Raw genomic sequence first — 14,252 nt, 5'->3', positions numbered from 1 at the left:
AACATTCAGGCAGGCACGATACCCACCAGGAAAGCCTGTTTGCCGATGTATCGCCAGAAAATGGGCAGCCGAAGGTAGAGCGCCACAAGCCACGGCGACTGGGGCAGGCGGCTCTTTGTTGTATATGGGAGAAATCTTGGAATGCAGACGGAAACTTCGAAGCCCGCCAAGACCAGCGCTTCGGCCAAGCTGCGATCGGTAAGTGCCGTGTGATGGTCGAAATAGTCCCAGTATTCCCCGGGAAGGAAGCGGATATTGGGCTGAAGGATCATTATGCGACCGCCTGACCTGAGGATGCGGCGGGACTCGCGAAGGGTATTCAGCACAAGCTCTTTGCTCGGCAAGTGCTCGAGAAAATTGCTCATGAACACGCAGTCAACGCTGCCGGAGGGGATCGACGAGAGCTGGGTGCACGACTCATTGATGACCCTGATACCGGCGTTGGCGCGGGTGGATACGTCGGGGTTGAGATCCACTGCAATTTTGTCGGCGCACTGAATATTGTTGATGAACTCGCAATAACCTGCGCCGATATCAACCACGGTATCGGCTGATTTCACGTACTTCTGGAAATAGTTCCGGCAGAGAACTTTCCATATTTCATTCTTTCTTGCCTGAGCGTTCTTGTCGAAACGCGCTTCATACATGCTCTTTAGTACTTCAGCTTCCGAGCTCATGTTTCAAACCTCTTGTAGAGTGAATGTCGATAGCCGCGTCGCGACTCACTAACCTTGGGGCGGGGCGTGTTGTCGCGCGTCTACCGTTTGAGGGTTATGCCTGAATATTTTTCATCGCAATAGCTTTCGCGGATCGCCTCAGCGAACGGCGTCTGCCGTACGCCGAACACCTGCGCTGTATCCACACCGTGGAACTCGTCGCCGGCAGTCAGCGCCTTGAGCTGGTCGGCGGTGAACGGTGGCTTGCCGCTGAACTTCGCGTAGACGCGCAGCAGGAGGTGGAACAGGCCGTACGGGATATGCACGATCAGCGTGCGCAGCCGCTTGGCCTGCTTGATGGTCTTGATGATATCCACGTAGTCGATCCGGGTGTCGCCGACCACGTCGTAGATGTTGCCACCGGGCTGAGCCTCGATGCAGCGCACGATGCAACGGCAGAAGTCGCGTTCGTACAGCGGCTGACGCATGTAGCGGCCGTCGCCGGGAATCGGGAACACAGGGGTTTTGGCCATGAAGCGCGACAGCCAGCCCAGGTGCTTGGGGTCGAACCAGCCGAACATCAGGGTGGGGCGCAGCACGCAGTGCGGGATGCCGCTCTCCACCACCATCTTTTCCTGCACCCGCTTGGTGCGGGTGTAGTCGTCATCCCCTACCGACACCACCACCGACGAGCTGATGTGTACCAGATAGGGTACCGCGTGACGGTGCACGGCTTCGAGTACGCGTCGGGTGGCGTCCAGGTTGTTGCGCACGAACAGGTCGGGCGTCTTGCCGGTGATCTGTGCATGCAGCTGCACGACGCAGGAGGCATCGATAAAGGCCTCGGTCCAGTCGCCGTCTTCGGCGAGGTCCGCCAGCAGGGTCGTCACGTCGGGGTGCAGCTGACGCAGGATGTCGAGGTTGTAGGCGTGCTTGTCGATTGCGACGAGTCGGGTGTAGCCCTGCGCCTTCAGCTCCACGATCAGGTTCTGGCCAACCAGGCCGGCGGCGCCGGTAAGGACCAGTTTGGCGTGCTTGTCGATCTTGCTCATGGTGCGGTCACAGTCTGATGCGCTTGAAGATGAATTCGGGAATGTGGCGAATGATCAGCATGATCGGCCACCAGAACCATGGCAGATAGACCACGCTGCGGCTGCGGTCCGCCGCATGCACGATCCCGCGCGCCACCGCATCGGGCGTGGCCCATAGCGCGCCCTTGCGGAAATCACGGGTCATCGGGGTGTCGACGAAACCTGGCTTGATGGTCAACACGCTGACGCCGACCTTGGCCAGGCGCTGGCGCATGCCACTGGCGAACGTGCTGACCGCGGCCTTAGCAGCGCCATAGAGATAATTGCTCTGCCGGCCGCGATCGCCGGCGACTGACGAGATGATAGCCAGTACGCCGCACCGCTGTGCTTCCAGACGCGGTGCCAGTGCGGTCATCAGGGCGATGGTGGAAGTGCCATTGGTGGCGAATTCCGTCAGTGCGGTTTTCACCGAGCTCTCGCAGGCGCCCTGGTCTGGCAGCGTGCCGTGGGCGATCAGCACCACGTCGACGCTTTGCAGCAGCTGCCAGGCCTGGTCGAGTACGCCGGCATGGGCGTCGAACCGGTTGACGTCAAGCGTGGCCTGACCGACGTCGATGGCGCCGCGTATGCGCAGGTCGGCGGCAATGTCGGCCAGTCGCGTCGCGTCGCGAGCCACCAGGAACAGCCGTGCGCCGCGGGCGGCGTAGCATCGCGCAGTGGCTTCCGCGATGGCCGAGGTGGCACCGATGATGAGTACGTTGAGCATGTTTACTCCATGACCCGGCGCCAAAAACTGGACGAGAAGCGCGGATCGACAAACGAGCGGAAGGATTCCCAGGCAGGAAAGTATTGGCGAAAATGCGCGCCGGACATGCGCGCATCCTTGGCCGGATAGACCGCACCACCAGCCTCGACCACGATGTCGTCGAGCCGGTTAAGCAGCGACAGGGTGCGCGTACCCTGGTTCGGAAAGTCCAGTGCCAGCGTGGTGCCGGGCCGGGGAAAGGACAGCATACCCGGCGAGGACAGCGTGCCGAACTGCTTGAGTACGGCCAGGAACGAGCCGCTGCCCGAGGCGGCAATGACCCGCAGCAGCTGCGCAACGCGGTCTTCGGCATCGTAGGGTGGGACCACGCATTGATACTGCATGAAGCCGCGCTGTCCGTAGATGCGGTTCCAGTCGCCAATGGCGTCCAGCGGATAGAAATGCGGTTCGTAATGGGTGATGGCATGCACCACCTGCCGGCGCTGGCGCAGGTAGTACAGAGCATTGAAGCCACGCAAGGTGAACCGGTTGATCAGCGACAGCGGCGGTGTGAACGGCATGCGCAGGTTCCGCGATGACCTGGAGGGCCGCTGGTCGGGGTGAGCTGGCGCGTGGTTGGCCCGGGTGAACAGGCCGCGCCCGAGACTGCGGCCGGTGGCCAGGCAGTCGATCCATGCCACCGTGTATTCGTAGTCACGATCGGAGTTTTCCGAGAGCCGGAAGAAGCCGTCCAGGTTTTCGAAGCGATGCACTTCGGTACTCATCCACGGACCTGCGATGCGCCGCAACTGGATGCGTGCCCTGGTGATCAGCCCGGTCAGCCCCAGTCCGCCAATGGTGGCAGCAAACCAGTCGGGGTTTTCCGCATGACTGCAGACCCGCCGGCTGCCGTCGGAACGCAGCAGTTCCAGCTCCAGCACGTGTCGTCCGAAGTTGCCGCCCCGGTGATGGTTCTTGCCATGCACGTCGTTGGCGATGGCGCCGCCGACAGTGACGAACCGCGTGCCTGGGGTGACCGGCACGAACCAGCCTTGCGAGACTACGAGGTCGAGGATCTCGGCCAGCTGCACGCCAGCTTCGCATTCGAGTTGACCGTTGCTAGGGTCGAAACTGATGAAGTGGTTCAACCGGTGTGCGTGCAGCAGGCTGCCACCGTCATTGAGACAGCTGTCGCCGTAGCTCCGGCCGTTGCCGTAAGGCAGCATCGAACCTTCCACCGCAGGCAGCGGGCGGTGCCGGTCCGAAAGGTCGATCCTGGCTTGTGTAACCCGTGGATAGCGTCCCCAGGATTGACCGGCACGACTCATCAGACGGACACGACGATGATGATCGCCGCGAGTGCCAGCAGTACGCGGCTGACATTGTCCATGACGGCAAACACCACGGGGTCATCGTGCATGATGCCCCGGTGTGCGATGGCCCATACCCGACTGATCCAATAGAGCAATAGTGGGCATAGCAGCCACAAATAATGCGGGTGCTTGTAAAGCGCCTGGCTTGCGGTGCTGTCGATGTACAGCGCCAACACCAGTACGGCCAGATAGCCGCTGGAACTCCCCATCGACTGGATTAGCGGGATGTCGTCGACATCGTAGCCGCGCCCGTTGGCGGTCACTTTGCCTAGCTTGAGTGCGGACACAAGTTCGGTATAGCGCTTGACCATCGCCAGGCTGAGGAAGATGAACATAGAAAAGGCCAGCAGCCAGAACGAAGGAAAGGTCTTGACGGCAGCCGCACCGGCGAGAATCCGCGTGGTATACAGCATGGACAGCACCACCACGTCCAACATCATGATGCGCTTGAAGCGCAGCGAATAAGCGGTAGTGAGAACGTAGTAGCCGAGCAGTACCTCAAGAAACGCGGGTGCAACAAACCAGGCCAGCACGAAACTGCTTACCAGCAAGGCAATTGCAGCGACGGGTCCTGCAAGTAACGGCAGCGCGCCGGCGGCAAACGGCCGGCGCCGTTTGCGCGGATGCAAACGGTCGGCGCCCAAGTCGAGAAGATCGTTGGTCACATAGACGCTGGATGCGCATAAGCCGAAGCACAGAAATGCCAGCAGCGAGCTGGAGACGGCTGCCGGATCGAAGATACGATGCGCTGCCAGCAGTGGCAGGAACACCAACACGTTCTTGATCCATTGATGCATGCGTAAGGCTTTCGCCCAGATGCGAAGCGAGGTGCGTGGGATTTTGAAGCTGCGATCGACACCAGTCACGCTTGCGGCGGCCTTGCTCAGCCGCGCACTCGTTTCCACCACGATGGCCGAATGTGCATGGCGCCATACCTGCAAGTCGATCGTGGCATTGCCGGCGTAGTCGAAGCCGCGCTCGCCGTAAAGCGCGATCAGTGCTTGTGCCTTGTTCCTTCCCGAAAGGTTGTGCTGACCATCGCTGGCCAGTACTGCACTGAAACCACCGAGATGAGCGGCAACAGCATCCGCCAGGCTGTGGTCTGATGCGGTGCACAAGACAACGGGGCGCAGCTTTTGTTGCTCACGCACCCATTCGAGGACTTCTTGGTTATAGGGCAGGGTGGCTATGTCGAGCGCGATGCGTTGGGCGATCTGCTGCTTGAGATACGCCTTGCCGCGCAGCATCCATACCAGCATCGCGAATACGGTGAGCGGGTTGCTTGCGATCAGCGCAAGTGCGGACTCCACCAACAGGTCGGAACGGATCAGGGTTCCGTCGAGGTCGATGCATAGTGGCACGGCTCTATTCGTGTGCAGTGCCGAGGCTTCTTCCGTCATTGCCTGGTTCATCCCTAAATCTCTCTAAATACAGAAAGCATGAGCTGGTGCGTCAGCAGCTGCTTAGTCTATGGGCAGGCAGGTGCAATCTACTAAATCTATGTACAGATGATGACGCGGTGTATTCCCCGGGCGTGAACCGATCGATATTCCGCGCCATGTTTTGATGTTTGTGTGGAATTGCCTGTCATGGCGTGGTGGCCGTTGTTTTGATGTGGGGGCCGACCCGTGGCCTGATTCAGTCGCTGCTCGCATCAACTCAGCGCTTGCTCCAGTTCCGGAATGATCTTGAACAGATCACCGACCAGCCCGAAGTCTGCAATCTCGAAGATCGGCGCCTCGCCATCCCTGTTGATCGCCACGATGGTGCCGGCGTCCTTAATGCCGGTGAGGTGCTGGATCGCGCCTGAGATGCCGATCGCCATGTACAGCTCGGGAGCGATGATCTTGCCGGTCTGGCCGACCTGCAGGTCGCTGGGCACGTAGCCGGCGTCGACGGCGGCGCGCGAGGCGCCCACGGCGGCGCCGATCCGATCGGCGAACCTGAAGATGATGTCGAAGTTTTCTTTCGAGCCGACACCGCGGCCGCCGGAGACGACTTTGCTGGCGCTTTGCAGATCCGGGCGATCGCTGCTGCCCTGTTTGAGTTCGACGAAGCGGGTATGCGTGGGGAGTGCCACGTCGATGTTCAGTGCCTCGATCGGCGCGCTGCTGGTGCCATTGCCTGCGGCGGGCCAGGAGGCGGAGCGAATCGTGGCGACCACGGTGTGGTTGGCGTCGGCCTCGACGGTGATGATTGCGTTGCCGGCGTAGATCGGACGCTTGAAGGTGTGGGCGGCTTCCACGCTCATCACGTCGCTGACCTGGGCCACGCCGAGCAGGGCAGCGACGCGGGGGGCGACGTCTTTGCCGAACGTGGTGGACGGTACGAATACGTGGCTGTAGCCGGCGGCGGCCTTGGCGATTTGCGGCGCCAGGATGGCGGCCAGTGGATGCGCGTTCTCGGCACGGGCGATGGTGAGCACGCGGCTGACGCCGTCGATCTTCGCGGCCTCGGTGGCGATCGCGTCGACGCTGTCGGCGAGTACCAGCACGTCGATGGCTTCGCCCTTCACGGCGATGGCGGCGCTTACCGCACGGGCGGTGGAGGAGTTGAGTTTGCCGCCCAGGTGTTCGGCGATGACCAGGATCTTGCTCATAACGTGTCTCCGAAGCTTCGTGTGTGTGTGCGTGGTAGGAGCCCGCTGGCGGGCGATGCTCTTGCTCTGGTGTTTGGCGGATCTAATGTAGGAGCCCGCTTGCGGGCGAAGCCTTTGTTCTGATGTGTCTATTGGATCAAGAGCATCGCCCGCGAGCGGGCTCCTACATGGTTCTATGGCAGGCGTGCGGATTGACCTTGTGCCGTGAGCAGTGCAACCGCTTTTTGATCGAATGAAACAAAGGTTTCGCCGCCAAGCCATTGTCCTTCGAAGGCGATCACGCCATCAGCGAAATCGCCGCCCGCATCGAGTATCGACAGGCCGGCTTCGACGGCGGGCCGGTTCAGCACGATGTTTTGTGTGTTCATCAGCTGGCGAATGGCCACGGCAATGTCTTCCCGAGATACGTCGTAGCGACGATGCAGAACCCAGACCAGCTCGCAAAGCGAGTGCAGACTGACCGCGACGAGGTCGGCATGTTCCATCGCTTTCAGCGCTGCCTGGCTTTGCCTGGCGTCATCGCCAACGATGACGCGCAACAGGACGTTGGTATCGGCGACGATCTTCACGTCCGGCCCGCGCCTGCTGCCGCGTTCGCGTCGGCTATCGCGGCGTCGATTTCCTCGATGGTCAGCACCTTGCCGTTGGTCTTGCCTTTCAGAAACCCGGCCAGATTGCGCAGCGACCCTTTCTGCTGGATGGCCTTCAACTCGGCCCTCCCATCAGGCAGCAAGTCCAGCTCGATCTTCTCCCCCGGCTTGATGCCAAGGTGCTGCAGCACCTCTTTGCGAAAGGTGACTTGCCCCCGGGCGGTAACGGTCAATGTGGTCATGTGGAGGTCCTCGTATTTCGGCGCGGGTATTTCGCTTGCATGGTAATGCTTAAATGCATTACCTGCTAGTCACCTGATCTATTGCTCCCAAGGCCAACAGCTGACCAACGGATCGCGATTGACGCGTGTAGGAGCCCGCTAGCGGGCGATGCTCTTGTTTTGAATCTTCCCTATCTGGACATCAGAACTGGAGCATCGCCCGCTAGCGGGCTCCTACGCGGGAAGGGGGTTTATAGCAGGCCTTTTTGCTTTAGAGCGGCGACCAGTTCGGCGGCGTCCTTCACCATCACGCCTTTGCTGCGCTTGGCTGGGGCGGCGTAGTGCGTGGTCTTCAGATGGTCGTGTGCCGCGACGTCGAGTGAGGCGAACTCGATCGTGTCGATCGGTTTGGACTTCGCCTTCATGATGTCGGGCAGCTTGATGAAGCGCGGTTCGTTGAGGCGCAGGTCGGTGGTGATCACGGCCGGCAAATCCGCCTCGATCACTTCCAGACCCGCGTCGACTTCGCGGGTCACCGTGGCCTTGCCATCGGCGCCGCTCTCAATAGAGATGGCGACCTTGCTGGCGAACGTGGCCTGAGGGCGATCCCACAGGGCGGCCAGCATCTGGCCGGTCTGGTTGGCGTCGTCGTCGATCGCCTGCTTGCCCAGGATTACCAGCCCCGGCTGCTCTTTCTCGATCAGCTTGAGGAAGACACGGGCGGCGGTCAGCGGCTGCACGGCATCCGCAGTGACGACGTGGATCGCCCGGTTTGCGCCCATCGCCAGGCCGTTGCGCAGATGCGCGGTGAGGTCGGCCGGACCGATGCCGACGACCACGACTTCCGTGGCGACGCCTTTCTCGCGCAGGCGCAGCGCCTCTTCCAGCGCGATGTCGTCGAACGGATTGGCGGACAGCTTGACGCCGTCGGTGACCACGCCGCTGCCGTCGGGCTTGACCTGGATGCGCACGTTGTAGTCCACGACGCGCTTGTAGCCGACCAGAATTTTCATCTGCGATTTCCTACCTTGTTGGCTGCCCCGTGCCGGGGTGCGAATTGCCCATTCTACCCGGCATCAAACAATCGTACGAAAAAGTGGTTTTGCGGGCGTAGAGCCCACGGCTGACCTCAGCCGCTGCGCTGCGCGTACGGATACGCTCCAGCAGCGGTTTCCGGCAGGCCGACCACGCTGGCCGCGCTGGCCGTGCTGAAGCTGGCTGCGGCTACGGCCAGGCTGAACACGCGCTCGACGGCATGGGCCAAAGTACCATCCAGCTGCCCGGCCTCGGCTTCGAACTCCGCCACTTCCAGATGGGCATCGAGCAGCAGGCGCAGCGCCGCCGGGCGCAACCAGAACATGCTGCCGGCGATGAAGCTGCTGTGTTGTTCCGCCTGGGGCGGCTCGATGCCGAGGCGACAGGTGAGGTAGTCGACGTTGGCCTGGTTGGCGCCCCAGTATTGCTCAACCAGTTGCCGGTGCCCTTCGGCATGGACCAGTCCAAGGGTGACATCGTCGCGGAATGCCGCCAGGATGTGCCCGGCTCGCTCGGGTGCGAGCAGCTTGTCCAGCAGTTCGCGGCGCCAGATCTCGCCGTCCTCGCGATGAGTGGAGCGTTTGCCGTGCAGCTTCAGCACGGTCGTCACGCCTTCGTCGAGCAGGCGATTGGCGACGCGCAGAAACGGCAGGATGTCGCGGCCGTGGTTTTCGAATACGTCGATCTCGGCGTCGAGATCCAGCTGCGCTACTCGCTCGCGTACCTGCAGTTCGCGCTCCTCGGCAGTGGTGATGATGATGCGCCAGTCGATGCCGCTGGCGCGCAGTGCCGCGACGAGTTCGTCCAGCAGGTCGGGATACCAGACATGGATCACCGCACACGGGCGCGTGTCTGCAACCGGCGCGGGATGCAGTGCCGCGCGGGTATTCTCGAGCCAGGCGTGGCCGAGTCGAGTGTCCGGTTCCAGCACGGCGCCTTCGGCCCATTCGTTCCAGGCGTTGATGAAGACCATGGGCTGCGCAGGAAGACGTCGTTGCGCTGTGGTGATGGCCTGACGCAACCAGTCACGGTAGCCGCGTGGCGAGGCATGGGCGAACACGCGGCCGCGGCCGCTGCGCCGGGGTTCATTGTCCCAGCTCGAGTTGACGCCGGGGTAGCACGGATACACAGGATCGGGTTTCGCCATGGCCTGGCGGGCCATCTCGCGCCAGTCATGCACATCGCCGCGGTAGTCCGGATTGAGCAGCTGCTGGCGGGCGGTGATCGGTGCGGGCGTGGTGTTGTTCGGCGGGAATTCCACGGCGGCATCGAAGCCGATGTCACGCGGATCGACACGATCGAAGCTCTGCACATAGACGAGCGATATCTCACCGATGCCGTTCGTAAGGCACCACTCGCGCCAACGCCGGGCGGTTGCCCTTGGCTCCGGCAACAGGCCGGGGCGGTAGATCAGCAACAGCGGTTTGCCGTCCACGCGCAGATAACGCGGATCGCGCAGGTAGCGCGAGACATGTTCGATGAACGCGAGGTCATCGGCCGGACTGTGCTGCTGGCCGACCAAGATGTCGTCGGCACGGCCATCCCAGCGGCGCGACCAGTTCTCGTTGGCCCAGCACAGGCACAGCGGCAGGTCGAGCGTGGCATCGGCCAGCCATTGCTGCAGCGGCTGTTCCAGCAACGTCTTGCCGGCGAACCAATAGAAATAGGTGCAGAACGCGCCGATGCCGTATTCGCGCGCCAACTGCATCTGCCGGCGCATGACGCCGGGCAGGCGCAGATCGTAGAAGCCCAGTTCGCCGGGCAGGCGCGGCTGGGCGTGACCTTCGAATTGCGGCAGGGCGCGTGCCACGTTGTGCCACTCGGTGAAGCCCTCGCCCCACCACGCATCGTTCTCCGGGATCGGGTGGAATTGCGGCAGATAGAACGCCACCAGCGTGGCGGGCAGTCGCGTCGGCAGCGTGCCGGTGCGCCGGGGGACATAGCCAATCGCGCGCCCCGCGGCGTGGACACGGGGTCGGCGTTCAATCTGTGATGAACCATCGACCTGGCCGCGCGGACCCGGCGGCAGCAGGTACGCGTGCCGATCCAGGAAGCGCTGACGCAGCCGGTCGCGCGTGGCCAGCGGCATCGGGGTCAGCCGGAATCCGAGGCGCAGCACGGCGAACAGGGAGCGTTTGGCGAAGTCGCGAGGTGACATGGTGCCCTATCGGTGGTGATGTCGGAGCATCGCGGTTGGCACGACTGTGGTCAATTGCGTGCGCCGGTGAGAAATGATCGGAGTTCCGACGCACCGTGATCACCCGCCGCGCTGCCGGCAGGATCGTCGGAAAACGTGTGTGGCTACGCTGCTTTGCGCAGAGTGAAATCGACATGCACGGCGTCGTAGGGAAACGATACCCCATCGCCCGATCGTTCAAGTACGCCAGCATGGACGAGAGCCGTCACATCGCCATGAACAGCTTTGACATCGCGGCCGACACGGCGGGCCACCTCGCGGATCGCCAGTTCACCTTGACCTGTCATGGCATGCAGGATTTCCCATCGTTTGGCGGTCAGCACTTTCCAGAGCAGTTCAATCGACGTGAACGAAATGAACGTGCCCTGCGCCTCGCCCTGGAAAGCGGCGGCCATTCGCCGCTTGGTTGCCTCACCTGAAGAAACACCGAGCGTCACTGTTTTCATTGCTCTGCCCTCCACACTTCAACGTCGTTCCAGAAATCGGTTTGCAGCGTGGACAGGTCGATGAAGCGATAAGTCACTTCGCGGCCGGCAACATGCTTGTGGTCGCCTTTGCCAGCTTCGTTGTCATATCGCAGTACGCAGACACCTTCAGCAACCAGCACCAAGCTGTACTTGTAGTCATGGTCTCTGCCGGACACTGGCCTGGACCCGTGCCAAATGACAGCCTCAATGAACGCTGTTTCCGTCAGGCTTTGGCGCTCGCGGAGCAGCAGTTTGACTTTCATGTTGGAGAACATGCCAACACTCACAAGGTGTTGTCAAATACACCAACACTGAAGACGCCGACATCGGCGCGGTCTGGCAGACAAGATCGCAGGATCGGCCAGCGTCCGCGGCTCTGATCACCAACGGAACACTGATCCTGGCGGAGCGGTACGCGTGATCAACCTCGCCGGTACGCGCAGTCAATCCAGCACGCGATGCAGGACCGCGGCGGCGGCGACTGCGGAGAAGTGCTGCCGCACATTGTCCAGGCCGTGTTCCGACAGCTGCTGCCACAGGTTTTTGTCGCGCTGCAGACGCAGCACGGCGTCGACGAAGGCGGTGGCATCGTCGGCCACCAGTACGTCCACGCCGTCGTGCAGCTGCATGCCCTCCACCGCGATCGTGGTGGCGATCACCGGCACGCCATGGCTCATCGCCATGTTGATCTTGCCCTTCACGCCGGCACCGAAACGCAATGGCGCAAGCGAGGCCAGGCAGTTGTCCAGCCACGGCGCCAGGTCGGATACGCGGCCATGCAGTTCGAGGCCCGGCATGGCAAGGTCGCGCCGTACCGCATCCGGCAGATCGCCGAGTATGTGCAGGCGGATGTCGGGCAGCGCGGCGCGCAATTTCGGCAGGATATCGCCGGCCATCCAGCGGATCGCGTCGCTGTTGGGTGGATGGCCATAGCCGCCGATGAAGACCAGGTCCTTGCGTTCCCCGTGGGGATGTCGGCAGCCGTGGACGTCGTGGATATTGGACAACACCTCCACCCGGGCTTGCGGCAGCATCTGCGCGAGCAACGCCTGTTCGTGCGGGCTGACCACGAAGGTGACATCGCATTGGCCGATCACCGCCAGCTCGCTGCGGCGCGAGGCTTCGGCTTGACGGGCCATGACCGAGTTGCCGCTCAGTTCGGCGGCGCGCTGCTCGCGCAAGAAATGCAGATCCACCGTATCGAACAGCAGCTTTGCCTGCGGCGCATGTTGGCGCACCAGGTCGGCGTACTGGCCGGCTACGGTGTGGCGGCACAGGATCACGGCATGCAGCTCCGCACCGTGCTCGCGCAGCCATCCGGGCAGCCCGGACACCCACGGCCTGCACAACACCTCGATGCCGAGCGAGCCGAGGGCCGTGATTTCCTGCGCGCTGGCGCGACCGTCGTCGGGCAGGAAGCTGGTGGACCAACCCTGCTCATCCAGCAGGCGCAGGATCGCCGACAACCGTAGCGAGCCCGAGTCGCGTGCCGGTTCCGGTGTCATCGTATCCACGACCAGCACGCGGCCGCGCGAACGCCAGCGAGCGGCGCGTTCCAGCGCGGTGCCTGCCGGCGGTTGCGAGGAAAGCTCGACCTTCCATTTGTCGACGAACTTCGCCTGGTTGATCAGCTGATGGCGCTTGATGCCGCGCGTGAGGTCGGTGCCGGCCGTGATGCCTTCGCAATGGATGACGGTGCTGGCCGGCTCGTAATAAACCCGCAGGCCGAGCCGGCGCACCGCGAACGCCAGGTCGGTGTCCTCGTAATAAGCCGGCGCATAGCGTGCATCGAAACCGCCGATGCGCCGGAACACCTCACGGCGAATCAGCAGCGAGGCACCGGAGACGTAATCGGTCTCGCGGCGATAGCGGAATGCGGGAGCGTCACGTCGTTCGAAGCGGCCGGTGGCCCAGCCACTGCCGTCGGCGAACACAATACCCCCCGCTTCCTGCAGGCGACCGTCCGGATAGACCAGCCGGCTGCCGGCGATGCCGCAGTCGGCGCGTTCCGCGAAGCAGCGCAACAACGCATCTAGCCAGCCGGCTGTCACCTGGGTGTCGTTGTTGAGGAACAGCAGGAACTCGCCGTGCGCCGCTGCCGCGCCGGCATTGCAGCTGCCGATGAAGCCGAGATTGCGCTCGTTGCGCAGCAAGCGCAGGCCGGCGACTTGCGCCAGCACGGTGGCGCTGTCGTCGGGCGAGGCATCGTCCACCACGATCACTTCGAACGGCGCTTGCGCACCGTGCCGTGCCAGCGAGCGCAGGCAGGCGAGGGTGTGGGCGAGCTTGCCGTGGACCGGGATGACGATGGAAACGCGGGGTTCTTCAGCCACCGGCAGCGCGAAAGGCGCGAACGGCTCGTCCAGCGGCAGCAGCGACAGGTCTTCGTCGAGTTCGGGTCGCGACTGGAACTCCTGACGCATCCGCGCCAGCGTGCCGCGCCAGCCGCGCAAGGCGAAGCTGCCACGCGTACGTTGCCACAGATAATGGAGGCGCTTGAGTCGCCATGACAGATTGCCGATCAGCGGAGTGCCCCTGGCAGTTTGAAGGCTTTGACGGTTCGATCCTGCACGGCTACCTCGCGGGGTGACCGATGAGACGAGTTCATCGGTACACCTCACGGCGGTTGCCGATGCGAACCACCAGAATGCACAGGGCGCCGTCCTGGATGTCCGCGATAATGCGGTAATCACCCACCCGGTATTTCCAGAAATCGCCAAGCTTGGAGCCTTTCAGCGCCTCGCCAAGACTGCGCGGATCATCCAGCGGCGCAACGCGAGTGCTCAGAAATTTCAGAATGCGCTGGCGTGTTTGTGGATCGAACTGGCGGATGTTTTTCTGTGCGAGAGACGACAGCTCAATCCGCCAGGTCATACTGCTTCATGACGTCGGCCAGTGACGTTGTCTTGCTGCGTCCTGCGCGGACCTTGATCAACTCCTGTTCGGCAAGGTACAGATCCTCCAGATCGTCGATGTGCTCGACGATGGCCTCGCGGACATAGTAGGTCTTGGTGCGGCCGGTGGCTTTCGCCAGTGCTTCCAGGCGCAGTTCGATAGCTTCAGGTAGTCGAATGGCGAGCATGGGGTTTCTCCGGTGAAGTGCTATACAAGTATAGCTTCATGCTTTCGTTGCGGCCAGCAGCGATTTTTCCCGCTATTTGGCGGACCTACGGGCCTCGACAGCTGGCTGGCAATCAGCTCTGGAAAAGTCCTGCTGGGGTCATCTGTAGGAGCGCACCCTGCGGGAGCGGCTTCTGTGGGAGCGGCTTCAGCCGCGATGCTTTTGCTCTCACCAAACCAAGGGCATCGCGGCTGAAGCCGCTCCCAGAGGGTGCGCT

At 62.5% G+C, this 14,252-nt stretch carries 15 protein-coding genes; all 15 read right to left on the bottom strand.

Features of this window, described 5'->3' with window-relative positions; all coding sequences use genetic code 11:
• Positions 1 to 5: 5 nt before the first annotated feature.
• Positions 6 to 677 carry a methyltransferase domain-containing protein gene (locus ACFPPB_RS15825; protein ID WP_377328816.1) on the bottom strand — a complete coding sequence of 224 codons (672 nt, stop codon included), beginning with the start codon at positions 675 to 677 and terminating at the stop codon, positions 6 to 8.
• 80 nt (positions 678 to 757) lie between these two features.
• Positions 758 to 1,708, bottom strand: a complete 951-nt coding sequence (locus tag ACFPPB_RS15820) for an NAD-dependent epimerase/dehydratase family protein (RefSeq protein WP_377328814.1) — start codon at positions 1,706 to 1,708, stop codon at positions 758 to 760.
• A 7-nt stretch (positions 1,709 to 1,715) separates the two neighbouring features.
• Positions 1,716 to 2,453, bottom strand: a complete 738-nt coding sequence (locus ACFPPB_RS15815; protein WP_377328812.1) for an SDR family oxidoreductase — start codon at positions 2,451 to 2,453, stop codon at positions 1,716 to 1,718.
• A gap of 2 nt (positions 2,454 to 2,455) precedes the next feature.
• Positions 2,456 to 3,760, bottom strand: a complete 1,305-nt coding sequence (locus ACFPPB_RS15810) for an FAD-binding oxidoreductase (RefSeq protein ID WP_377328810.1) — start codon at positions 3,758 to 3,760, stop codon at positions 2,456 to 2,458.
• Positions 3,760 to 5,217, bottom strand: coding sequence for a UbiA family prenyltransferase (locus ACFPPB_RS15805; protein ID WP_377328808.1), 1,458 nt, complete (start codon positions 5,215 to 5,217; stop codon positions 3,760 to 3,762). The genes ACFPPB_RS15810 and ACFPPB_RS15805 overlap by 1 nt, the downstream gene beginning before the upstream one ends.
• A gap of 242 nt (positions 5,218 to 5,459) precedes the next feature.
• Positions 5,460 to 6,404 (bottom strand): electron transfer flavoprotein subunit alpha/FixB family protein, encoded by a 945-nt coding sequence (locus ACFPPB_RS15800; RefSeq protein WP_377328806.1) that lies wholly within the window; start codon positions 6,402 to 6,404, stop codon positions 5,460 to 5,462.
• 173 nt (positions 6,405 to 6,577) lie between these two features.
• The gene (locus tag ACFPPB_RS15795; protein WP_377328804.1) at positions 6,578 to 6,973 is read right to left on the bottom strand and encodes a type II toxin-antitoxin system VapC family toxin; all 396 of its coding nucleotides are present in this window, start codon (positions 6,971 to 6,973) and stop codon (positions 6,578 to 6,580) included.
• Entirely contained in the window at positions 6,970 to 7,236 is a 267-nt protein-coding gene (locus ACFPPB_RS15790; protein WP_377328802.1) for an AbrB/MazE/SpoVT family DNA-binding domain-containing protein, read from the bottom strand. Before ACFPPB_RS15790 ends, ACFPPB_RS15795 begins: the two co-directional genes overlap by 4 nt.
• A 230-nt stretch (positions 7,237 to 7,466) precedes the next feature.
• Complete coding sequence (locus ACFPPB_RS15785) at positions 7,467 to 8,228, bottom strand: electron transfer flavoprotein subunit beta/FixA family protein (RefSeq protein ID WP_377328800.1); 762 nt, start codon at positions 8,226 to 8,228, stop codon at positions 7,467 to 7,469.
• 116 nt (positions 8,229 to 8,344) lie between these two features.
• Complete coding sequence (locus tag ACFPPB_RS15780; RefSeq protein ID WP_377328798.1) at positions 8,345 to 10,408, bottom strand: glycoside hydrolase family 99-like domain-containing protein; 2,064 nt, start codon at positions 10,406 to 10,408, stop codon at positions 8,345 to 8,347.
• 143 nt (positions 10,409 to 10,551) lie between these two features.
• Positions 10,552 to 10,893, bottom strand: a complete 342-nt coding sequence (locus ACFPPB_RS15775) for an HVO_A0114 family putative DNA-binding protein (protein WP_377328796.1) — start codon at positions 10,891 to 10,893, stop codon at positions 10,552 to 10,554.
• Positions 10,890 to 11,177 (bottom strand): toxin-antitoxin system TumE family protein, encoded by a 288-nt coding sequence (locus ACFPPB_RS15770; RefSeq protein ID WP_377328794.1) that lies wholly within the window; start codon positions 11,175 to 11,177, stop codon positions 10,890 to 10,892. Before ACFPPB_RS15770 ends, ACFPPB_RS15775 begins: the two co-directional genes overlap by 4 nt.
• 180 nt (positions 11,178 to 11,357) lie before the next feature.
• Positions 11,358 to 13,427: a glycosyltransferase gene (locus ACFPPB_RS15765; RefSeq protein WP_377328849.1), complete on the bottom strand. Its 2,070-nt coding sequence runs from the start codon at positions 13,425 to 13,427 to the stop codon at positions 11,358 to 11,360.
• 91 nt (positions 13,428 to 13,518) lie between these two features.
• A complete protein-coding gene (locus ACFPPB_RS15760; RefSeq protein ID WP_377328792.1) occupies positions 13,519 to 13,788 on the bottom strand; it encodes a type II toxin-antitoxin system RelE family toxin in 270 nt (89 codons plus the stop codon).
• Positions 13,772 to 13,996: a type II toxin-antitoxin system RelB family antitoxin gene (gene relB / locus ACFPPB_RS15755; protein ID WP_377328790.1), complete on the bottom strand. Its 225-nt coding sequence runs from the start codon at positions 13,994 to 13,996 to the stop codon at positions 13,772 to 13,774. Before relB ends, ACFPPB_RS15760 begins: the two co-directional genes overlap by 17 nt.
• Between the last annotated feature and the right edge of the window lie 256 nt (positions 13,997 to 14,252).

The sequence above is a fragment of the Rhodanobacter terrae genome (assembly GCF_042657005.1).
GTDB lineage: Bacteria > Pseudomonadota > Gammaproteobacteria > Xanthomonadales > Rhodanobacteraceae > Rhodanobacter > Rhodanobacter terrae.
Note: the sequence above shows the minus strand (reverse complement) of the source record. Positions and strands in the feature narration are given on the sequence as shown.

What these genes read in the sequence shown, in the direction of transcription:
- ACFPPB_RS15790 (WP_377328802.1), bottom strand. Translation starts at nt 7,236, where the DNA reads ATGACCACATTGACCGTTACCGCCCGGGGGCAAGTCACCTTTCGCAAA.
- ACFPPB_RS15815 (WP_377328812.1), bottom strand. Translation starts at nt 2,453, where the DNA reads ATGCTCAACGTACTCATCATCGGTGCCACCTCGGCCATCGCGGAAGCC.
- ACFPPB_RS15805 (WP_377328808.1), bottom strand. Translation starts at nt 5,217, where the DNA reads ATGAACCAGGCAATGACGGAAGAAGCCTCGGCACTGCACACGAATAGA.
- ACFPPB_RS15775 (WP_377328796.1), bottom strand. Translation starts at nt 10,893, where the DNA reads ATGAAAACAGTGACGCTCGGTGTTTCTTCAGGTGAGGCAACCAAGCGG.
- ACFPPB_RS15820 (WP_377328814.1), bottom strand. Translation starts at nt 1,708, where the DNA reads ATGAGCAAGATCGACAAGCACGCCAAACTGGTCCTTACCGGCGCCGCC.
- ACFPPB_RS15785 (WP_377328800.1), bottom strand. Translation starts at nt 8,228, where the DNA reads ATGAAAATTCTGGTCGGCTACAAGCGCGTCGTGGACTACAACGTGCGC.
- ACFPPB_RS15780 (WP_377328798.1), bottom strand. Translation starts at nt 10,408, where the DNA reads ATGTCACCTCGCGACTTCGCCAAACGCTCCCTGTTCGCCGTGCTGCGC.
- ACFPPB_RS15770 (WP_377328794.1), bottom strand. Translation starts at nt 11,177, where the DNA reads ATGAAAGTCAAACTGCTGCTCCGCGAGCGCCAAAGCCTGACGGAAACA.
- ACFPPB_RS15800 (WP_377328806.1), bottom strand. Translation starts at nt 6,404, where the DNA reads ATGAGCAAGATCCTGGTCATCGCCGAACACCTGGGCGGCAAACTCAAC.
- ACFPPB_RS15760 (WP_377328792.1), bottom strand. Translation starts at nt 13,788, where the DNA reads ATGACCTGGCGGATTGAGCTGTCGTCTCTCGCACAGAAAAACATCCGC.
- ACFPPB_RS15825 (WP_377328816.1), bottom strand. Translation starts at nt 677, where the DNA reads ATGAGCTCGGAAGCTGAAGTACTAAAGAGCATGTATGAAGCGCGTTTC.
- ACFPPB_RS15810 (WP_377328810.1), bottom strand. Translation starts at nt 3,760, where the DNA reads ATGAGTCGTGCCGGTCAATCCTGGGGACGCTATCCACGGGTTACACAA.
- relB (WP_377328790.1), bottom strand. Translation starts at nt 13,996, where the DNA reads ATGCTCGCCATTCGACTACCTGAAGCTATCGAACTGCGCCTGGAAGCA.